Consider the following 19346-nt stretch of genomic DNA (forward strand, 5'->3'; position numbering starts at 1 on the left):
CGTTAATGCATCGATTGCATTTCCATTGCTCTGCCTGCATTATGCATCTTATGCAAAAACGCAACGTAGCCTCCGTACTCAGAACCTTGCTCGACCGCCACGGCCTGTCCCCGACGGAGCTGTACCGGCGCACGGGCGTTCCCCAATCCACCCTGTCGCGGATCCTCAGCGAGAAGATCGTCGATCCTTCGGACAAGCACGTGTCGAGGATCGCCGAGTATTTTGGCGTGAGCACCGATCAGTTGCGTGGCCGTGTCGAGCTGGGCGAGTCGCGTGAAGCGGCGCAACCGGCCCATGGGCACGCCGAGCTCAGTGACATCAGCCTGTGGGACGATGAAACCCCCGTCGAGGATGACGAGGTGTCGGTACCTTTTCTTCGTGAGGTCGAATTGGCAGCAGGATCAGGAAGATTCGTCATCGAGGAAAGCGAGCGCGCGCGCCTGCGTTTCGGCAAGCGCAGCCTACGCCACAACGGTGTGCAGTTCGATAATGCCAAGTGCGTGACAGTGCGCGGCAACAGCATGCTGCCAGTGCTTCGCGATGGCGCCACAGTGGGGGTCAATACTGGCAAGTGCTCGATCGGTGACATCGTCGACGGCGACCTTTATGCCATCAACCATAACGGCCAATTGCGGGTAAAGCAGGTCTACCGCCTGCCCACCGGGATTCGGCTGCGCAGCTTCAACCGCGATGAGCATCCCGACGAAGACTACAGCTTCCAGCAAATGCAGGAGGAGCAGATCAGCCTGCTCGGCCATGTGTTCTGGTGGGGCATGTACGCCCGCTAAATAACCTGCTCGACAGAAAACCCGCCTCGGCGGGTTTTTTTTCGCCTTGTGAAAACTCCTACAGCCTACATGGCGCATAGCTTGGATGCATATCTGCAAATTCCTACGCATAGAAATTTGAAGAAATGCATTGACTGCATATGCATCAATGCATAATCTGTGTCTCAAGCCGGTCAGCAACCGGTTGTTACACAGGCAGCGATGAACAGGCCTCAACTGTTCAGAGGGTTGGCAACTGGCCCGGGTGTGCAGCGTAAAGCACCACGAACAGTTATCCGGCGGGCAGGCGGCCGCGGTCGGAGTCACCAATTTGAAGCGTAACCGTGCGGCGTCACCAGTCGTGGCCGGCGGTTTGCCAACGCATTACTGAAAAGCCTGGCGGGCCGGGCTTTTTGGAATGCCGCGATCAACGGTAATCGATCCGCCGGCAGTTGCCGGCGGGCATCACACAGGAGACAGGACAGTGACGAACGAGCAACAAGCGTTGCTGGAGATGCCGCTCTGGCTGGTAATCGTCCTGGCATTGCTGGGGGGTATTTCTGGCGAAATGTGGCGCGCCGACAAAGCTGGCGCCCGCGGCTGGTCGCTGGTGCGGCGGCTGGCGCTGCGGTCTGGGGCATGCATGGTATGTGGGGTATCCACCGTGATGCTGCTGTATGCCACTGGTATGTCGATCTGGACGGCTAGCGCCTTTGGCTGCTTGACCGCCATGGCCGGCGCCGATGTCGCCATCGGCCTTTACGAGCGCTGGGCAGCCAAGCGACTTGGGCTGCGCGACGCATCCTCCACGGATGAGCGGTAGGAGCGCATGGCATGAGCGAATTGACCACGTTATATGCGGCGTTGACCGCGACGATCCGTGAGGCGATGCCCGAGCTGGCGTCAGTCGATGCACATTCCACCCTAGGAAATCCCCCCGCATTGCCGGCGCTGCGCCATGGCATCGTGCGCATGACAGCTGACGCTGCGCCGCGCGATGGACGCTCGGTGCTGATCGCCAGTTTCGAGGCTGATATTACCGCCGATGCCCTCAACCCTGAGGCTCGCCTGCAAGGCAGCCTGCTGGCGGCGCAATTGATGGACCTGTTGCGCCAACAGTTCTGGGGGCTGGATTTCGTCGAAGCCAGCCGCAATGTGCAGGCGCAGTTCGAAGCGGGCGATTGGAAAGTGCGCTGGGATCAGCGGGTGCTGCTCGGCGAGCCCCAATGGCCCTGGCCGGATCAGCCCGCAGGTAGCTTGCTGCTGGGCATCGATCCAGATACCGGGCCTGGTAATCAGAGCCGCTATTTCGCCCCGGAGGACCTGGCATGAGTTACGCAAGTGCCATGCACGATCGCATGCTTGCCAGCTTGCTGATCCCATGCCGGGTGGTAGCGGTTGACCTTGCGGCCGCGCGAGTGCGGGTTGCCGACGGCAGTGGTTGGACCAGTGCTTGGCTGCGCTGGCATTCCCTCGCTGCCGGCAAGGCTCGGCATTGGCGGGCGCCGAGCCTGGGCGAGCAGGGCGTACTGGTCAGCCCCAGCGGGGAGCCGGCCCAGGGTACCTTCGTGCCAGGCCTGTATGGCAATGCGGGCAGCCCGCCGGATAACCGCGATCACGTGGCGGCGTGGTATTTCGACGATGGCGGCTCGCTGGCCTATGACTGGCAAGCGCGTCGCTACGACATCCACCTGCCCAGCGGTAACGCCACGGTCACAGTCGGCGCCAGCACCGTACAGGTCAGCGATGGCGCCATCACGCTCAATGGTGCAGCCATCACCCTCACCGGCAGCGTCGCGATCAACGGCACGCTGCAGGTTAGCGGCGATATCCACGGCGGCGGCCGGATCATCGATACGGCCGGGAATACGGCCAATCACAAACATTGAACAAAGCCCGCTGCCGCGGGCTTTTTCATATCAGGAGGCAACAATGAAACGCCATCAGCATGCGCCTGCCCGTGCAGGCTGGTCCGCCGCAGGAGGTGCCCCATGATCGGCATGGACCGCCGCAGCGGCCAGCCCTTGGCCGGCATCGCTCACCTTCGCCAATCGATCGACGACATTCTCACCACCCCGCTTGGCAGCCGCCGCATGCGCCCCGAATACGGCAGCCAGCTGCGTCGCTATGTCGACATGCCGGTCAACGAAGGCTGGAAGAGTGCCGTGCAAGCCGAGGTCGCTCGTGCCCTGGGCCGCTGGGAACCGCGCCTGAAGCTTGAGCGGGTCAAGGTGGTAGCGGTACTCGATGGCCAGGTCAGCCTGCTCCTGAGTGGCCGCTACCTGGGCGACGAAGCCCTGCTGGAGGTGAGCGTATGAGCCAGGTAGACCTCTCCCGCTTGCCCGCGCCGCAGCTACTCGAAGACCTCAACTACGAAGACCTTTACCAAGCCGACCTAGAGACCTTCCGCGCCCACCTGGGGGATGACTGGACGGCACAGCTCGAAAGCGATCCGGTCAGCAAGCTGCTGGAGGTCGGGGCTTATCGCAAGCTGCTCAATCGGGCGCGTATCAACGATGCGGCCAAGGCGTTGTTGCTGGCCTATGCGCAGGGTAGTGATCTGGACCAGCTGGCCGCTAATGTCAGTTTGCAGCGCCTGGTGATCCAGGCGGCAGACCCGACCCGTGTGCCACCTGTAGAGGCGCAGCTTGAGTCCGACGATGCCCTGCGCGAGCGGGTGCAACTGGTCTACGAAGGGCTGACCACGGCAGGGCCGCGCAACAGCTACATCCTGCATGCCCGCAACGCTTCGGGGCTGGTCGCTGACGCGACCGCCGAGAGCCCGTCGCCGGCAGTCGTCGATGTGACGGTGCTGAGCCTGGATGGCAACGGTGTCGCCAGCCCTGAATTGCTGGCAGATGTTGCGGCCTACTTGAACGACGAGGACATTCGTCCCGTGGCTGACCGGGTCAATGTGCGCAGCGCCGAGGTGCTGGCGTATCGCATCGATGCATTGCTGTACATGGCTGACAACGGCCCGGAGTCAGAGGCGATCCTTGCCGAATGCCAGCGCCGCTTGCAGGCCTGGATCAACCCACGACGACGCCTGGGCTTGGAAGTTGCCCGCTCCGGTATCGATGCCCAGTTGCATATCGGCGGTGTCAGCCGGGTCGAACTGGGCAACTGGACCGACATCCGTCCGAGCAAGGCCCAGGCCGCCTGGTGCACGGGTTTTTCACTCAAGCGCGGAGGCTGACATGCATAGCCTTCTACCGCTCAATCGTACGCCCCTGGAGCGGGCCATCGAGGTGGCCGGGGATGAAGACCTCAAGGTCGACCTGCGTTTGCTCTACAACCCCGACAACTGCCCATCACACCTGCTCTATCAGCTGGCCTGGGCGTGGTCGGTCGACCGCTGGGACGATAGCTGGAGCGACAGCATCAAGCGTTCGGTGATCCGCTCGGCGTTCTTCGTCCACGCCCACAAAGGCACCCTCGGTGCACTCAGGCGGGTGGTCGAGCCATTCGGCTATCTGATCGAGGTAGAGGAGTGGTGGCAGGCCGAACCCGCAGCAGTGCCCGGAACCTTCGCCTTGAAGATCGGCGTGTCCGACGCAGGCATCAACGAACAAACCTATCAGCAGCTGTCATCGCTGATCGATGACGCCAGGCCCGTCAGTCGACACTTGACCGGCCTGGTCATCAGCCTCGAAAGCCGCGGCGCTTTTCATGTCGGCTGCGCATGCCAAGAAGGCGACGAGCTGGACATCTACCCCTTGGCGGCACGTGACATAGACGTTATCGGCGTCATCGGTCGCGGTGGCCGCGAACATTCAATCGATACCTTGGACATTGCACATGGTTGACCAGAATTCACAGTTCTACGCCATTCTCACCAACGTGGGGGCGGCGAAGCAGGCCAACGCGGATGCCTTGGGCATCGCGTGGAAAATCACCCAGATGGGCGTCGGCGACGCCAACGGCACCGATCCGACGCCAAGTGCCAACCAGACCAAGCTGCTCAACGAATGGCGCCGGGCGCCGCTGAACCAGCTCAAGGTCGACGACAAGAACAGCGCCATCATCATCGCCGAGCAGGTTATTCCTGCCGATGTCGGTGGCCGCTGGATCCGCGAGATCGCGCTGTATGACGCCGATGGTGACATGATCGCCGTGGCCAATTGCGCACCGACTTTCAAGCCACTGTTGAGCCAGGGATCGGGTCGTACCCAGATCGTGCGGATGAACTTGGTCGTCAGCAGTGCCAGCAATGTGCAACTGAAAATTGATCCCAGCGTGGTGCTGGCCACCCGTGAATGGGTGACAGAAGAGTTGGCCAGGCAGGACTTCAAGCATTCGGTGCTGGCTGCGACCACTGCGGCTATTACCTTAAGCGGATTGCAGGGTATCGACGGGGTTGCGCTGCCAGCTGGCGCGCGGGTTCTGGTGAAAAACCAGGCTGCCGCGAAGGACAATGGCCTGTACCTCGCCGCTAGCGGCGCCTGGACACGCTGCAGCGATGCTGACAGCTCCACCAAGGTCACTCCGGGGCTACTGGTGCATGTCGAACAAGGCAGCGTCAATGGCGATAGCGCTTGGCAACTGGTAACTGACGGCCTTATTTCCGTAGGCGTAACCGCGCTGGCGTTCGAAATGGCCTATGGCCGGAGCGGCGTCGCAGCAGGTACTTATCGTAGCGTCACGGTGGACAAGTATGGCCGCGTAGTGGCGGCCAGCAACCCGACTACGGTCGCAGGTTATGGGCTCACAGACGTCTATACCAAGGCGCAGGTCGACGCGTCCTTGGCACTCAAGGCCGACCTTGCCTCTCCCATCTTGAGCGGTGCACCGAAAGCCCCGACAGCGGCGATCGCTAGCAACGACACGAGTATTGCCACTACCCAGTTCACGCAACAGTTACTGGGCTCTTTGGGTTGGGGCAGTGTAGGAGTATCCGGCAGCAATCTACCTGCCGGGTCCAATCTCAACAGCGTGACTACCCCAGGTTCCTACGGGCAGACGGCCAATTCCAACGCGACCCTGGCCCTGAATTATCCCGAGGCAGTCGCCGGTACCCTGTTGGTGCAATGTGCCAGCCCGGCGATTTGCAGTCAGCTCTACACCACCTACAACAGCGGCCGGGTCTACAGCCGCTCGTGCTACTCCAATGTCTGGTCGGCCTGGGCGGAATTGAGCATCACCGATTCGCCCGCCTTGCGCGGCGCGCCAACGGCGCCGACAGCGGTGAAAGGCACCAATACCCAGCAGCTGGCAACCACCGCTTTCGTCCAGGGAGCGATTGCGGGCCTGGTCGACTCGGCTCCGGGCACCCTCGACACGCTCAAGGAGCTGGCTGCGTCATTGGCCAACGATCCGAACTTTGCTACCACCATGACCAATGCCCTTGCGGGCAAACAGCCTTTGGATGCAACGCTGACCGCCCTTGCCGGCTTGAGCTCAGCCGCTGACCAATTGATCTACAGCACGGCGGCCGACACGTTCGCCATGGCGCCGTTGTCGGCGTTCAGCCGCACCTTGCTCGATGACGCCAATGCGCAGGCGGCGCGTACTACCTTGGGCGCAGCGCCAACAACACACACACATGCCATCAGTGAAGTGGTCGGCTTGGCCGCTGCGGTGAATGCCGCCAGCGGTTTAGCCCAAGGAGCGACAAACCAGGACCCTAATCTTGCGGTCAACCAGGTCATTCTCAGTAATCATGCCAATACGCCGGACCCAGTCTGGTATTGGCACATAACGACAACCTTCTACTCGACGATTGCTTCGACTTCCAACCGCAGCCAACTGGCGATTCAGTATTCCGGTGGCAGTGCAGTGTATGCCCGTAGCCAATACAACAACCAATGGACTGCCTGGGCCAGGCTCGACAACGGTGTCCCCCCAGGCAGCATCATCCATGTGGCAGGCAATACGCCGCCGGTTGGCTACATCAAGGCCAATGGTGCTGCGGTGGGTCGGGTGCTCTATGCCGGGTTGTTCGCTCAAATCGGTACGACGTTCGGCGCAGGTGATGGCAGTACCACGTTCAACCTGCCGGACTTGCGCGGCGAGTTCATACGAGGCGTCGATGACGGGCGCGGGCTGGACGCCGGTCGAGTCCTGGGTTCGGTGCAGGCTGGGCAGAACCTCAGCCATACCCACACAGGTTCTGCCGCGGCGGCAGGTGCGCATACCCACGCCATCAGCGGTACCGCCCTGGCCGCCGGCGAGCATAGCCATACCGCGCCTCGTGCGCAGAACAACAACGTCGGTGGTGGCTCGCCCAACTTCACCACCGCCAACTTGCAGAACGGCACGACTGCAGCCACCAACCCGGCCGGTGCCCATACCCACACTATTTCCGGCACCGCTGCCAGCGCCGGTGACCACAGCCACGTGGTGACGATCGGTGCTAGCGGTGGCAATGAAGCACGTCCGCGCAACATCGCGCTGCTCGCATGCATCAAATACTGACGAGGTAAACATGGACGCACCTACGACCTATAACGCTCATCCTGAAACCCTGGAGTACATTGGCCAAGGCCTGGCTGATCCCGATCCGCTGGAGGAGGGCAACTGGCTGGTGCCCGCACTCGCCTTCGCCGACTCCCCGCCAGCCTCCAGCCCCGGCTTTGCGATAGTGCGCAACAGGCAAACAGACACCTGGGAGTTGGTTCAAGACAATCGTGGCACCGTCTATAGCACTGCAACTGGCGATGCCCAGGAGAATCTGCTGTTGGGACCGCTGCCAGACACGCTGACCCGCGAGCCCTTCCCAGGCCCGCTGCACACTTGGAATGGCAGTGCCTGGATGGCCGATGTCGATGCACAGCGTGACAAGGCCGTGGCCCTGGCGCTGGCTTTGCGCGACAGCAAGCTGGCTGAGGCAGCGATCCGTATCGTGCCACTGGAAGATGCCGCCGATGTTGGCGAAGCGAGTGAGCAGGAGCTTGCCGCACTGCTTGCCTGGAAGCGCTATCGCATCGAGCTCAACCGAGTGAACCAGCAAGCCGATTACCCCTTGGCCATTCGCTGGCCGGTCAGTCCTGACCAGGCGATTGCCTCCACCACCAACCCACCTCAATAACCTCCTGCCTGAGTAGAAGGTTCGTTTTTCTGCACCCCATCCAGACCCCGCATCGCGGGGTCTTTTCATATCTGGAGTACTAACACATGAGTGGATTCTTCCACGGCGTCACCGTTACTAATGTCGATACCGGCGCGCGCAGCATTGCGCTGCCTTCTTCGTCGATCATCGGCCTGGTCGACACCTTCAGCGAAGGCGCTGGCATCAGTGCCAAAGCCAACGAGCTGGTGCTGATCACCAGTGAACGCGAAGCGGTCGCGGCGTTCGGCCAGGACGCCGCGATCACCAAGGCCTGCCAGGCAATCTACAGCCGCGCCAAGGCCGTCATCGTCGCCTGTGGCGTAGCCAAGGTCGAAGACGCCGCCGAGCAGACCGCAGCCATCATCGGCGCGGTTCAAGCGGACGGCAAACGCACCGGCCTGCAAGCGCTACTCGACGGCAAAAGCCGCTTCAACGCCCAGCCACGCCTGCTGGTGGCGCCCCAGCACAGTGCCGTCGAGGCCGTTGGCACCGCGCTGGTCGCTCTGGCCGACAAACTGCGCGCCATCGCCATCATCGATGGGCCGAACACCACCGACGAGGCGGCCATCGCCTACGCTGGCAACTTTGGCGCCAAGCGAGCCTTTTTGGTCGACCCAGGCGTGCGTTACTGGGACAACGACGCCGAGGCCACCGTCGATGCACCAGGTTCGGCCTGGGTCGCCGGCCTGTTCGCCTGGACTGACAGCGAATACGGCTTCTGGGCCTCGCCGTCGAACAAGGAGTTCGTCGGTATCACGGGTACCCGCCGTCCGGTGGAGTTCCTCGATGGCGACGACAGCTGCCGCGCCAACCTGCTGAACAACGCCAACATCGCCACCATCATTCGCGACGACGGTTTCCGCCTGTGGGGTAACCGCACCCTGTCCAGCGACCCGAAATGGGCCTTCGTCACTCGTGTGCGGACCATGGACATCGTCATGGACGCGATTCTCTACGGCCACAAATGGGCAGTCGACCGGGCGATCACCGCCACCTACGTCAAGGACGTCACCGAGGGCCTGCAGGCTTTCATGCGCGACCTGAAGAACCAGGGCGCGATCATCAATTTCGAGGTCTACGCCGACCCTGAACTGAACACCGCCAGCCAACTGGAGCAGGGCAAGGTGTACTGGAACATCCGCTTCACCGATGTCCCGCCTGCCGAAAACCCCAATTTCCGCGTCGAAGTCACCAACCAGTGGCTGACCGAAGTCCTCGATTCCGCCGCTTAAGGAGCGCATCTACATGGCAATGATTCCCGAAACCCTGGCCAACCTGAACCTGTTCGTCGACGGCGTCAGCTTCCAGGGCGATGTACCCAGCCTGACCCTGCCCAAACTCACCCTGAAGATGGAAGAGCATCGCCCCGGCGGCATGGACATGCCGGTCGAGATGGACCAGGGCATGGAGAAACAGGAAGCCGCGTTCACCACGACCGGTGTGCGCCGTGAAGCCCTGAAGTTCTTCGGCCTGGCGGATGCCAGTGCCTTCAACGGCACCTTCCGCGGCGCCTTCAAGGGCCTCAAGGGCAAGATCAATCCAGTGGTGGTCACCCTGCGTGGCGCGCTCAAGGAAGTCGACATGGGCGACTGGAAATCTGGCGACAAGGCCGAGATCAAGCACAGCGTCGCCGTCACCTACTACAAACTCGAAGTCGATGGCCGCCTGGTCTACGAGATCGATGCCCTGGGCATGAAGCGCGTGATCGACGGCGTCGACCAACTGGCCGCGCAACGTGCAGCCCTTGGCCTGTAAGGAGAACCGACATGGCTCAAGCGAAAAAGCTTCCGCAATGGCTGACCCTGAACGCTGAGCGGGTGACGGTGCGCTTGTCTCGTGCCAGCGAAGCCAACGGCGTACAGGTCGACAGCCTGTCGCTGCGTGCGCCGACTGTGCGTGACATCCGCAATGCCCAAGCGGGTGGCGCGGGCGATGACGAGCAGCGTGAACTGAACCTGTTCGCCTCGCTGGCCGAGGTCGGCGTCAAGGACCTCGAAGGCCTGGCCCTGAAAGACTACAGCCGCTTGCAGAGCGGCTACTTTCGCCTGGTGCAGGACGACGAGCTTTGACCCGGCCCGGCAGAAAGCCGCTGCCAAGCGGCTGGCCAAGGAGCTGAACTTTTCCGCGAGCGAAATCATGACCATGTCGCACAGCGACATGGTCTGGTGGCTTTCGGAGTAAAAGGAGGAACGGATGGCCGATACACAAGTATCCGCGCTCGGCACCGCCGTCACGCTTGCTCAGACGTTGGGCATCACCTTTGACCTGCTGCGCCAACGGCTGGCGCCGCTGCGCAAGCAAGCGGATAGCATCCGCCTAGGGCGAATCAGCTCAGAGGTGTTTCGCCTGGGGCTTGAACTGGACAAGACCGGTCAAGTGGAGGGTGCGCTGGCGATTGACCAGGCACAAACGCACGAGGCGCAGATCGACAGGCTCGAGCGTGAGGCCGCTGCCGTCGAGCGCTTGCAGCGCCGCTACCAGATCTTGGCACGCCAGGCGCTGATTGCGCCTGGCCCGTGGCAGATCCCCATGCCGCTACCTGTAGCGACCCAGGCCAAGGCAGCACATGCTGCAACGGATGTATCCGACGCTGCACCGAACGAGGGCACTGCGAAGCCTACCAAGCGCTCGGAGTTGCCCCAGGTGGAAGTGAGTTTTGAGGCCTTTAAGGCCGAATCGAGATTGTTCGCTGTCAGGAGCGCTGTGTTTGCTACCGCTTGGGCTGGGTACCAAGCGAAGCAGAAGCTTTCACCTGAGCAAAAGCAGCGAGCGACAGAAGCGGTAAAAAGCAGGCGCAATATGGCTGCGGCTTCAGCAAGCTTGAAAGTCGTTGACTCGTTGGCCTCTGCTGAAAACGGCAAAGAGACTGTCAAGGGGATTGGCGGCGCCCTGGGTGAGTTGGGCGGCAGCCTGCTAGGGGCCGCACTGGGTGGCGTGATCGGCAAGAAAAAGGCTGACGACATCGGCGAGTTGGTCGGCGGCTACGTCGGGGAGAAGCTCGGTGGCATGGCCGGTGAGAGTCTCTACGAATTTTTTGCTGGCAAGGATTCGCCTGATCCAGCGCAAGGCCCAGGAAAAGTGCCGACATCACTTTCCCGGGTTGCTGAAGGACAGCAAACGGACACACCCGGACCGGCAATAGAAGAAGAGGAGGAGGAGGAAGAAATCGAAGACCAGGAGGGCGGCCAAGAGCAGGAACGGGCGCAGAACTCCACTTCGATCAACGCGCTTGCGCAACCGCCAGTAAGCGTCTTCGCAGATGCTACCCCTACCGGTGAGGCTAACCGAAACAACGCTTCAAGCAGCCCACGGCTTGGCTCTGCTGCGCCAAACCGGCTTGCGCAGATGGGCAGCGATACTGCCGCTGGCGACATCATCCCGGCGCAATCTATGCAACAAACCCATGTGCCCAGAATCCCTGGTGCAGGCAGCCAGTCTCCTGTGCCAGGCCAGCCATCGATGTTCAAGGCGGTCAGTGGCGCGCGCCCCTTGGCAAAAGGATTGCTCAAGCGTGTCCCAGGTGGCGCCCTGGTGGATGCCGGTCTGCAGATTGCCCAAACCTTCAGCAGTGAAGGCAGCTCGCAAGAAAAGCTCGAAGGTTACGGCACTGCCGTGGGTGGGCTGGGCGGCACCCTGGCCGGCGCCGCAGCCGGCGCTGCCATCGGCTCGGTAGTGCCCGTCATTGGTACGGCGATCGGAGGCCTGATCGGTGGGGCACTGGGCAGCATGGGCGGAGAAAGCGTCGGCGGCTGGCTGGCCAGAACCCTGTCCATGGGTTCCAGCCAAAATCCACCAGCCCCTGTCAGCGAGCAGCGCAAGGCACCTACCTCCGTGGGTGAGGCGGCGCGCAGGCTGGATACCGCCATTGAGCAGCCATCGATACCCGCTACGACAGTGCCGACTCCAGCAACCAGCCCCCGCCCGCCGATCAATCAGCAGTTCACCTTCACTGCCAACATGCCCCTGACGTTGAACACCACCCTCGATGACCCCTCGGTGCTGCAGCAAATGGAGGCAATTGCCCGGCGCACCCTGAGCGAGTTGATGGACCGGGCGCAGTCAGTGCAGTTGGCCGACACCCCCCACGTTGCCTGAGGACGCTTCATGACTTACCTGCAACAGCTACAAGCCGGGCTGCATGCCTTGGTCAAGGCCGGGGAGGCCGGGCGCCAGCGTGCCGATGCCATGCTTGACCCGCTCAACCAGGCAATCGATCACGTGCAGAGTGCGGCCTCCGATCTTGAAGGCCTGCCGGTGGTCGGGCCGGCGATTGGACTGCGGCTGCAGCGCACCCTGCGTGCGATCTCCGCAGCCCAGGCCAGGGTCGACAAGGCGATTGGCAAATATGACCAGACGCTCGCCGTGGTACGCCAAGTGCGCGAGCGCATCGATAGCTTTGCCGAACATGCGGGCAAGGCGGGAGCGGCGATTCGTCGGGTGGTGGGCGAGGTGCGTAGGACGGTCAGTGACGCGCTGTCGACCTTGGGCTTTGCGCCTGACACCACACCCGCGGCGCAGGCGATCAAACCGTTTCCCCACCTGCTGGTGCTGCAACCACTCAAGCCTGGCGCTGCACCGTACTACTTCAACCTCGATACCGCCGCGTTCGATCAACTACGCCGGCAGACGCGTTTTCGCTGGGCCGGCCAGGAGCGCCTGAGCCGCGACAACGCGCAGCAGGCGGTCAGCCGCGGCGAGGAGACCATCAGCATTCGTGGTGCGATCTTCCCTGGTTTCAAAGGTGGCCTGGGCCAGCTGCAGACCTTGCGCGGTATTGGCCGCCAGTTGCTGCCGCTGTCGTTGATCACCGGCTACGGCGAGGTGCTTGGCACCTGGTGCTTGACCAGTATCGAGGAAGACCAGGCCAGCTTGCTGGCCGGCGGTATTCCACGCAAACAAGGATTCTCACTGGAGTTCGTCAGCTATGGCCAAGACCTGCATGACGTCTGAGGGCGATCTGCTCGATAGCCTCTGCCACCACTACTACGGCCATCTCAATGGCACGCTGGAGGCCGTGCTGGCCGCCAATCAAGGCCTGGCAGACGAGGCCCAACCGTTTCGCGCCGGTGTGCTCATCCGGCTGCCAGCCCTGGCGGCGCAAACCAGCGGCACGCTGCTGCTGTGGGACTGATAGAGGAGTCTTGCCATGCAACCGATCTTTCGCATCGTCGCCGACGGTCACGACATCACCGCACTGATCAACGATCGCCTGCTCCTGCTGCGCACCACGGATAAACCGGGCATGGAGTCGGATGATTTCGAGTTGCGCATCGATGCCCGTGATGGCGCCGTGGCCCTGCCTGCGCGGGGGGCCTCGATCGAGGTGCAGTTGGGGTACGCCGGACAGCCACTGACTCGCCTGGGCCGCTATACGGTCGACGAGGTAGAGCTGTCCGGCCCGCCCGACAGCCTGGTGATCCGTGGCAAGGCCAGTGACCTGTGCGGCAGCGGCAAGACCATTCGCAGCGGCAGCTGGGAGTTCGTCTCAGTGCAACAGATCGTCGCCCAGATCGCCGCGCGCAACGGCTGGCAGGCCGTGTGCCCGGTGCTCAGCCACGTCGACCGGGTCGATCAATACAGTGAGTCGGATCTCAATTTCATCACCCGCCTGGCACGGCTGTACGACTGCACCGCCAAGCTTGCCAACGGCCAACTGCTGGTGCTTCCCCGCCAAGCCGGGCAGAGCGCCAGTGGCAAGCCACTGGGGGTGGTTACCCTTGAACGCAGCGCGGTCAGCCAGTGGCAGTTCAGGCTGGATAACAAACACGCCCACAAAGCGGTGCGTACGCGTCACCAGGACAGTGCCAGCGGCGCCCTGCAAGTGGTCGAGCTGAACAACAGCGAGGTGCCGCCGGGTGATCAGCCGGTGCACACCGATCGCCATGTCTACCCCAACCGCAACGCTGCCGAGCAGGCCGCCAAGGCACGCCTGGCCAGCTTCAATCGCGCCACTGCCAGCGTGCGTCTGGACATGCCCGGGCGCACCGACTTGTTTGCCGAGCGCAGTATCGAGGCCACGGGCTTTATCGCCGGGCTAGATGGCCTGTACCTGATCGAGTCGGTGGAGCAGGTGTTCACCAGCTCCGGCTGGCGCACCACGGTGCAGTGCAATGGTGGCAAGGCGGGCAAGGCGCAGGCCAAGGGTAGGGCACCTGAGCATGCTGATTTTATCCAGGCATAGGGAAGGAACACCCAACTTCTGGTGAGGTTTCCCTATGCCCCTTGAAAGCAATGCTCTCTATTGTCAGATCCCGTACCAGGAATCTGACGACAAAGGAGAGTCGAAGAATGAGTGGTGTAATTGCTTATAGGGATATCTGCGTGATCGATGAAGGTATTAGTGCAGAAGATCACGCCCAGCTCCATCAAAAACTGAGTGAGTCTATCTGGCGCTATGGCTGGCCCTATCCGTATGGACCACTTGAGCGGCCCTCCTGGCACAGTTTCATTGCAGGCTCACGGCGAAACGAACTGGAGGATTGTGAGCAGGAGTTACGCGAGCGGCCCGGCTGGGGTTTTCTTGCCGACTTCTGGGCGCGTATCAAAGCGGCGCATATGCCCAACGCTACTCTTTTAGGTGTCTATGCCAATGGTCAGACCAGTGCGCAGGACGGACCAATTCACCGGGACAACACTCCCGAGGAGCCGGGACAAAGCGTCATCGTATTTTGTAATGACCACTGGGCAAGCTGCTGGGGTGGCGAGCTAGTGTTCTACGACGATGACAAGGACAGCATCGTCATGACGGTTCAGCCCAAGCCAAGGCGCGTTGTCGTCATGAATGGTGAAGTACCGCACGCTGCTAGGGCGCCAGCGGCAAGCTGTAACCGGCTGCGCATGAGTGTGGCGTTCAAGACCATTATCAAGGAGCGATAGGGCATGGGAAAGAAAGTGGAAATCATCCTTGGGTATGTCGATAAACCCATTGGTGTTGGCGTCGCGGGGACGTCGCTGGTTGACCAGTACAATAGTGATAAACGTGGCTTTGCTTTGGTCAATCAGGCTGCACAGGCTGGCGCCGCAGTGGCGGGAGTGACTTCGATCGTCAAATTGACCGCAGGATTCACGCCCTTTCTCAACATTAAAACCAATCTGCTGGCGGGCACTACGGTCTTTCTGAAAATTACCGCAGAGTACCGTAATCATGGCACTTTCCAAGTGGGGGATGTTATCAGCTTGGTAGGAAATGTAGCTGGGGTGTTGGGCAGTGTAACCATTCTCGCCGGAGCTTCGAGCTTGTCTGTGCCCTTAACCGCTATAGGTGTAGGCGCTGGGGTTGCGGGAATTATTACATCTGACGTTGCACGTAATGTGTATCAGTCCTTGGTGAAGCCGGTTTGGGAGAAGCACCTGAGGGCCAATTCAAATGCGGTCTACCCGCAGTATTGGATCGCGCCTGACCTGAAGCTCGTCTCGTTGGCGCAGATTAAAGCCAAATACAAGAGCCGTATCGCAGTCACTCGTTGGAACCCTGTTAGCAAGGCTGTAGTGCTTGCCAGCGATGAGGTTGTTCACTACGTAGACACGCGTGCTAGTAGTGGCGGCGCAGGTTATGTCGAGGTTGATTCGCTTCCGATGATTTTTCCTCTCCCCATTTCTCGTGGCTGGAACATAGATATCGGACCCTTCGAACATCCTGGCTTGCAATGGAGCTTTGGGGGTATTGATCGCTATCACTGATTTCTTCATGCTAAGGACACATTAATTTTACGGAAGCTTAAAGTAAGCCAATGGAGTATTCCTGCGAAAATCCCCCGCCGAAGACGACACGAATGCAGATAGTCTACCTGCTATGTGTAGGTGTGACGATGATGGTCTTTGCTACATTTTATTGCTACGACAAAAAAACTTACATAGCGCCAGATCCCCTTAGTCAGATTACTTTGGATGGATGGGTTAGTGGATACGCTGATGAATGGAGAGTTGATAAGTCGCTGTTGCAGTTTGGCGTGTCCTACAGGCTACAAGGTGTGCTGTACGGTAAGGCCATGTTTGCGTACAAAGACGCCTTCGATCAATTGGGGCTGCGAATAGGTTACAAAGTAAGGCTGACCGTAGAAGACACAGAGCAGGGTGTTACAATTCGCCAAATGGCTACCCAGCAAGGGCGAATCTTGTTCGATGATCGAATGAATCGTCAAATCGTTACCTTGTACAATGAGCAGTCTACACGATTAGCGATTTTCTGTATTGTCGTGGCAATACCCTGCTTTGTTTTTGCTGCCCTGGTCGCATGGCGCTCTAGAGGCCGATAGTTAATGAGTTGCGGCTTGCATATTTTTGGTGTTGAGTTGTTGTTTGTAGGTGATTTCTGCGCGTGATGTAGGAATAATGCGTGCTAAGTTCAGGTTCTTACATCGGATAATGCAGTTAAGGCGGCTGAAAGTTAAAGTCGCAACTTTTGCCCAGGCCTCGTCTGGGCTTTTTCGTTTTAGGTTAAGTGGTTCTCATCATTTATCCCCAGTACGGGTTTCCCTGTGCCCGAAGAAGCCACTGCTCTCTATTGTCGAGCACTTAGGGTCACATGAAGGCTCTAGGCTTCAACTGGAGTTCGAACTAAACCAGGAGGTACCCCATGCTCACGGAGAGCCAACTCAAGCAGATTTATCCTCTCGCCGGCCAACGAGCCGGCGCGTTTCTCGCACCACTCAACGAGGCCATGGCCCGTTGGGAGATCAATCATCCCAAGCGAATTGCCGCGTTTCTCGCCCAGGTTGGCCATGAGTCCGGCCAGCTGCGTTACGTAAAAGAGCTGGGGAGCGATCGCTATCTGGCACGCTATGACACCGGCAGCCTGGCCCTGCGCCTGGGCAATACGCCCCAAGCCGATGGCGATGGCCAGCTGTATTGCGGCCGTGGCCTGATCCAGGTCACCGGGCGCAACAATTACCAAGCCTGCAGCCGAGCCCTGTTCGGCGACGAGCGCTTGCTGGCACAACCGCAGATGCTCGAGCAGCCACGCTGGGCCTGTGAGTCGGCGGCCTGGTTCTGGCATTCACGCGGGCTCAATGCGCTGGCTGATCGAAGTGAATTCAACCGCATTACCCGCCACATCAACGGCGGCCTCAATGGCCTGGATGACCGCCTCAAGCTATGGGCGCGTGCCCGCGAGGTGCTGTGTTGAACCGTGTGCAGTTCGGGCTGTACGCGCTGCTGGTTGTGTTCTGTGTGACGCTGGCCTGGCAAGTCCAGGCCTGGCGTTATGGCGGGCAACTGGCGCAGCAGGCCCAGCGGCATGAGCAGCAGCTGCGCGAGCAGGCGCTGCTGGTCAATCGCCAGTTACTGGCCGAGCGTGACCAGCGCCTGGGGCTTGAACAACGCCTGCATGACAATGAATCGAGACATTTCCAGGAGCTTGCCGATGTGCAACAGACTCAAGCACGCCTGCGTGATCGCCTTGCTACTGCCGATCTGCGCTTGTCGGTCCTGGTCGAGCGCGACGCCGCCTCTGCCGGCGTGCCTGCCACCGCCGCCCCCGGCGGCATGGATCATGGCCCCGTACGCGCCCGACTTGACCCGGCGCATGCTCGACGAATTATCGCCATCAGCGACGACGGCGATCGCGGACTGATCGCCCTGCGCGCCTGTCAGGACTACATTCGGGGCTTGCAGCACTGATCAGTCTTGCGCGTCGAGCATTATTACGCGCCTGGGGGCATGATCCTTGCGCGTCAATTGACAAGGCCTCGGCGGGCGATACCATGGCGCGCCCTAGTGACTGTTCGCCTGGCTGCGCGGGGTTAATCAGTTACCTGCGTTTCATTCATTTTCCGGCCCCGCTGGCTGGCGCAGCGTGTGGGCAAGACCTGGCAGTAACCAGCCCGGAAACTCTCTGCTAGGGTAGTGGCCAATCTTCCCAGGAGCTCGTCATGGACCCGATCACTGTTCTTTCCGCCCGTCTTGGCGAGCACATGCGCCGCTTCAATGCCCAGGTGAGCACGGCTGAGTCGTGCACGGGCGGTGGCATCGCCGAGGCCATCACGCGTGTCTCCGGCAGTTCGGCCTGGTTCGAAGCAGGTTATGTGACCTATTCCAATCGACAGAAAACCCGCCAGCTGGGCGTGCCCGAGGCGTTGTTCGGCCAGGTTGGGGCGGTCAGTCAGGAAGTGGTCGAGGCCATGGTGCGTGGCGCCCAGGCCGCCAGCGGGGCACGCTTTGCCGTGGCGGTCAGCGGTGTGGCCGGGCCCGACGGCGGCTCCCCGGCCAAACCGGTAGGCACCGTGTGGTTGGCCTGGGCCGACGGCAGCCGTGTATGCAGCGAGCGCCGCCACTTCGACGGCGACCGCGAAGCGGTGCGCCGACAAACGGTGATCGCCGCGTTAGACGGCTTGTTACAGCTTGGTGCCGAGTAATTCGACAACAGGGGTTTGCGGAAATGCATCCCTGTGGAATAATACTGGCTACTTATACAGTTATTCCGGCCATACAGGGCCAGTCGATCACGTGAGGATTTCAATGGACGACAACAAGAAGCGCGCCTTGGCTGCGGCCCTGGGTCAAATCGAACGCCAATTCGGCAAAGGCGCAGTCATGCGCATGGGCGATCAGGAGCGTACCGGTATCCCGGCTATCTCCACTGGCTCGCTGGGGCTGGACATCGCTCTGGGCATTGGTGGTCTGCCAAAAGGCCGTATCGTCGAGATCTACGGCCCGGAGTCTTCGGGTAAAACCACGCTGACCTTGTCGGTGATCGCCGAAGCCCAGAAAAATGGCGCTACTTGTGCCTTCGTCGACGCCGAGCATGCCCTCGATCCTGAATACGCCGGCAAGCTGGGCGTCAATGTCGACGACCTGCTGGTCTCGCAGCCGGACACCGGCGAGCAAGCCCTGGAAATCACCGACATGCTGGTGCGCTCCAACGCGGTTGACGTGATCATCGTCGACTCCGTGGCAGCCCTGGTACCCAAGGCCGAGATCGAAGGCGAAATGGGTGACATGCACGTGGGCCTGCAGGCCCGTCTGATGTCCCAGGCGCTGCGTAAAATCACCGGTAACATCAAGAACGCCAACTGCTTGGTCATCTTCATCAACCAGATCCGTATGAAGATCGGCGTGATGTTCGGCAGCCCGGAAACCACCACCGGTGGTAACGCCCTGAAGTTCTACGCCTCGGTGCGCCTGGACATCCGTCGTACCGGCGCCGTCAAGGAAGGCGATGAAGTCGTGGGTAGCGAAACCCGCGTGAAGATCGTCAAGAACAAGGTCTCGCCGCCATTCCGCCAAGCTGAATTCCAGATCCTCTACGGCAAGGGCATCTACCGCAACGGCGAGATCATCGACCTGGGTGTTGCTCACGGCTTCGTGGAGAAATCTGGCGCCTGGTACAGCTACCAAGGCAACAAGATTGGCCAAGGCAAGGCGAACGCGGCCAAGTACCTGCAAGAGAACCCGGCCATCGGTGCCGAACTCGAGAAGCAGATCCGCGACAAGCTGCTCAACGTCGGTGCCGTTGCCGCTGCAGGCAAGGCTGCTGCCGCTGATGCCGGTGCGGATGACCTGGCTGACGCCGAAGCGGGTTATTGATCTACCGC

Annotated in this window: 23 protein-coding genes and 1 pseudogene; all 24 read left to right on the forward strand. The window is 61.0% G+C overall.

Annotation, left to right across the window (positions count from 1 at the left end):
• The first annotated feature begins 41 nt into the window (after positions 1-41).
• Positions 42-788: an XRE family transcriptional regulator gene (locus OIU19_RS17700; protein ID WP_264236115.1), complete on the forward strand. Its 747-nt coding sequence runs from the start codon at positions 42-44 to the stop codon at positions 786-788.
• A gap of 463 nt (positions 789-1251) precedes the next feature.
• The gene (locus tag OIU19_RS17705) at positions 1252-1590 is read left to right on the forward strand and encodes a phage holin family protein (protein WP_264236116.1); all 339 of its coding nucleotides are present in this window, start codon (positions 1252-1254) and stop codon (positions 1588-1590) included.
• A gap of 11 nt (positions 1591-1601) precedes the next feature.
• Positions 1602-2099: a hypothetical protein gene (locus OIU19_RS17710; RefSeq protein WP_264236117.1), complete on the forward strand. Its 498-nt coding sequence runs from the start codon at positions 1602-1604 to the stop codon at positions 2097-2099.
• On the forward strand, positions 2096-2656 hold the full coding sequence (locus OIU19_RS17715; RefSeq protein ID WP_264236118.1) for a phage baseplate assembly protein V: 561 nt from the start codon (positions 2096-2098) through the stop codon (positions 2654-2656). Before OIU19_RS17710 ends, OIU19_RS17715 begins: the two co-directional genes overlap by 4 nt.
• A 102-nt stretch (positions 2657-2758) precedes the next feature.
• Positions 2759-3085 carry a GPW/gp25 family protein gene (locus tag OIU19_RS17720; protein WP_186555401.1) on the forward strand — a complete coding sequence of 109 codons (327 nt, stop codon included), beginning with the start codon at positions 2759-2761 and terminating at the stop codon, positions 3083-3085.
• Positions 3082-3963, forward strand: coding sequence for a baseplate J/gp47 family protein (locus tag OIU19_RS17725; RefSeq protein WP_264236119.1), 882 nt, complete (start codon positions 3082-3084; stop codon positions 3961-3963). The genes OIU19_RS17720 and OIU19_RS17725 overlap by 4 nt, the downstream gene beginning before the upstream one ends.
• Before the next feature lies 1 nt (position 3964).
• Positions 3965-4573: a phage tail protein I gene (locus tag OIU19_RS17730; RefSeq protein WP_264236120.1), complete on the forward strand. Its 609-nt coding sequence runs from the start codon at positions 3965-3967 to the stop codon at positions 4571-4573.
• Positions 4566-5675: pseudogene (locus OIU19_RS17735) on the forward strand (phage tail protein); the annotation flags it as partial. The gene OIU19_RS17730 and the pseudogene OIU19_RS17735, both read left to right, overlap by 8 nt.
• A gap of 537 nt (positions 5676-6212) precedes the next feature.
• A complete protein-coding gene (locus OIU19_RS17740) occupies positions 6213-7181 on the forward strand; it encodes a phage tail protein (RefSeq protein ID WP_264236230.1) in 969 nt (322 codons plus the stop codon).
• Positions 7182-7191: 10 nt separating this feature from the next.
• On the forward strand, positions 7192-7794 hold the full coding sequence (locus OIU19_RS17745; RefSeq protein ID WP_264236121.1) for a tail fiber assembly protein: 603 nt from the start codon (positions 7192-7194) through the stop codon (positions 7792-7794).
• Positions 7795-7880: 86 nt separating this feature from the next.
• Complete coding sequence (locus OIU19_RS17750; protein WP_264236122.1) at positions 7881-9047, forward strand: phage tail sheath family protein; 1167 nt, start codon at positions 7881-7883, stop codon at positions 9045-9047.
• 13 nt (positions 9048-9060) lie between these two features.
• On the forward strand, positions 9061-9570 hold the full coding sequence (locus OIU19_RS17755) for a phage major tail tube protein (protein ID WP_264236123.1): 510 nt from the start codon (positions 9061-9063) through the stop codon (positions 9568-9570).
• A gap of 11 nt (positions 9571-9581) precedes the next feature.
• A complete protein-coding gene (locus OIU19_RS17760; RefSeq protein ID WP_186555395.1) occupies positions 9582-9884 on the forward strand; it encodes a phage tail assembly protein in 303 nt (100 codons plus the stop codon).
• A 124-nt stretch (positions 9885-10008) separates the two neighbouring features.
• A complete protein-coding gene (locus OIU19_RS17765) occupies positions 10009-11910 on the forward strand; it encodes a hypothetical protein (RefSeq protein WP_264236124.1) in 1902 nt (633 codons plus the stop codon).
• 9 nt (positions 11911-11919) lie between these two features.
• The gene (locus OIU19_RS17770) at positions 11920-12765 is read left to right on the forward strand and encodes a phage tail protein (protein ID WP_264236125.1); all 846 of its coding nucleotides are present in this window, start codon (positions 11920-11922) and stop codon (positions 12763-12765) included.
• The gene (locus tag OIU19_RS17775; protein ID WP_264236126.1) at positions 12740-12946 is read left to right on the forward strand and encodes a tail protein X; all 207 of its coding nucleotides are present in this window, start codon (positions 12740-12742) and stop codon (positions 12944-12946) included. The genes OIU19_RS17770 and OIU19_RS17775 overlap by 26 nt, the downstream gene beginning before the upstream one ends.
• 15 nt (positions 12947-12961) lie before the next feature.
• A complete protein-coding gene (locus tag OIU19_RS17780; RefSeq protein ID WP_264236127.1) occupies positions 12962-13996 on the forward strand; it encodes a phage late control D family protein in 1035 nt (344 codons plus the stop codon).
• Positions 13997-14103: 107 nt separating this feature from the next.
• Positions 14104-14691 (forward strand): 2OG-Fe(II) oxygenase, encoded by a 588-nt coding sequence (locus OIU19_RS17785; RefSeq protein WP_264236128.1) that lies wholly within the window; start codon positions 14104-14106, stop codon positions 14689-14691.
• 3 nt (positions 14692-14694) lie between these two features.
• On the forward strand, positions 14695-15495 hold the full coding sequence (locus OIU19_RS17790; protein WP_264236129.1) for a hypothetical protein: 801 nt from the start codon (positions 14695-14697) through the stop codon (positions 15493-15495).
• Between the two features lie 92 nt (positions 15496-15587).
• Positions 15588-16070, forward strand: coding sequence for a hypothetical protein (locus OIU19_RS17795; RefSeq protein ID WP_264236130.1), 483 nt, complete (start codon positions 15588-15590; stop codon positions 16068-16070).
• Between the two features lie 320 nt (positions 16071-16390).
• On the forward strand, positions 16391-16939 hold the full coding sequence (locus OIU19_RS17800) for a glycoside hydrolase family 19 protein (RefSeq protein ID WP_264236131.1): 549 nt from the start codon (positions 16391-16393) through the stop codon (positions 16937-16939).
• A complete protein-coding gene (locus OIU19_RS17805) occupies positions 16909-17433 on the forward strand; it encodes a lysis protein (RefSeq protein ID WP_372353329.1) in 525 nt (174 codons plus the stop codon). Before OIU19_RS17800 ends, OIU19_RS17805 begins: the two co-directional genes overlap by 31 nt.
• A gap of 251 nt (positions 17434-17684) precedes the next feature.
• Entirely contained in the window at positions 17685-18167 is a 483-nt protein-coding gene (locus tag OIU19_RS17810; RefSeq protein ID WP_264236133.1) for a CinA family protein, read from the forward strand.
• A 103-nt stretch (positions 18168-18270) separates the two neighbouring features.
• The gene (gene recA / locus OIU19_RS17815; protein ID WP_186555386.1) at positions 18271-19338 is read left to right on the forward strand and encodes a recombinase RecA; all 1068 of its coding nucleotides are present in this window, start codon (positions 18271-18273) and stop codon (positions 19336-19338) included.
• The last annotated feature ends 8 nt before the right edge of the window (positions 19339-19346 follow it).

Origin of the sequence: Pseudomonas sp. BT-42-2 (assembly GCF_025847435.2) — a bacterium.
GTDB lineage: Bacteria > Pseudomonadota > Gammaproteobacteria > Pseudomonadales > Pseudomonadaceae > Aquipseudomonas > Aquipseudomonas urmiensis.

Coding starts and splice junctions, on each gene's coding strand:
- OIU19_RS17700 (WP_264236115.1), top strand. CDS start 42: ATGCATCTTATGCAAAAACGCAACGTAGCCTCCGTACTCAGAACCTTG.
- OIU19_RS17710 (WP_264236117.1), top strand. CDS start 1,602: ATGAGCGAATTGACCACGTTATATGCGGCGTTGACCGCGACGATCCGT.
- OIU19_RS17715 (WP_264236118.1), top strand. CDS start 2,096: ATGAGTTACGCAAGTGCCATGCACGATCGCATGCTTGCCAGCTTGCTG.
- OIU19_RS17720 (WP_186555401.1), top strand. CDS start 2,759: ATGATCGGCATGGACCGCCGCAGCGGCCAGCCCTTGGCCGGCATCGCT.
- OIU19_RS17725 (WP_264236119.1), top strand. CDS start 3,082: ATGAGCCAGGTAGACCTCTCCCGCTTGCCCGCGCCGCAGCTACTCGAA.
- OIU19_RS17730 (WP_264236120.1), top strand. CDS start 3,965: ATGCATAGCCTTCTACCGCTCAATCGTACGCCCCTGGAGCGGGCCATC.
- OIU19_RS17740 (WP_264236230.1), top strand. CDS start 6,213: ATGGCGCCGTTGTCGGCGTTCAGCCGCACCTTGCTCGATGACGCCAAT.
- OIU19_RS17745 (WP_264236121.1), top strand. CDS start 7,192: ATGGACGCACCTACGACCTATAACGCTCATCCTGAAACCCTGGAGTAC.
- OIU19_RS17750 (WP_264236122.1), top strand. CDS start 7,881: ATGAGTGGATTCTTCCACGGCGTCACCGTTACTAATGTCGATACCGGC.
- OIU19_RS17755 (WP_264236123.1), top strand. CDS start 9,061: ATGGCAATGATTCCCGAAACCCTGGCCAACCTGAACCTGTTCGTCGAC.
- OIU19_RS17760 (WP_186555395.1), top strand. CDS start 9,582: ATGGCTCAAGCGAAAAAGCTTCCGCAATGGCTGACCCTGAACGCTGAG.
- OIU19_RS17765 (WP_264236124.1), top strand. CDS start 10,009: ATGGCCGATACACAAGTATCCGCGCTCGGCACCGCCGTCACGCTTGCT.
- OIU19_RS17770 (WP_264236125.1), top strand. CDS start 11,920: ATGACTTACCTGCAACAGCTACAAGCCGGGCTGCATGCCTTGGTCAAG.
- OIU19_RS17775 (WP_264236126.1), top strand. CDS start 12,740: ATGGCCAAGACCTGCATGACGTCTGAGGGCGATCTGCTCGATAGCCTC.
- OIU19_RS17780 (WP_264236127.1), top strand. CDS start 12,962: ATGCAACCGATCTTTCGCATCGTCGCCGACGGTCACGACATCACCGCA.
- OIU19_RS17785 (WP_264236128.1), top strand. CDS start 14,104: ATGAGTGGTGTAATTGCTTATAGGGATATCTGCGTGATCGATGAAGGT.
- OIU19_RS17790 (WP_264236129.1), top strand. CDS start 14,695: ATGGGAAAGAAAGTGGAAATCATCCTTGGGTATGTCGATAAACCCATT.
- OIU19_RS17795 (WP_264236130.1), top strand. CDS start 15,588: ATGCAGATAGTCTACCTGCTATGTGTAGGTGTGACGATGATGGTCTTT.
- OIU19_RS17800 (WP_264236131.1), top strand. CDS start 16,391: ATGCTCACGGAGAGCCAACTCAAGCAGATTTATCCTCTCGCCGGCCAA.
- OIU19_RS17805 (WP_372353329.1), top strand. CDS start 16,909: ATGGGCGCGTGCCCGCGAGGTGCTGTGTTGAACCGTGTGCAGTTCGGG.
- OIU19_RS17810 (WP_264236133.1), top strand. CDS start 17,685: ATGGACCCGATCACTGTTCTTTCCGCCCGTCTTGGCGAGCACATGCGC.
- recA (WP_186555386.1), top strand. CDS start 18,271: ATGGACGACAACAAGAAGCGCGCCTTGGCTGCGGCCCTGGGTCAAATC.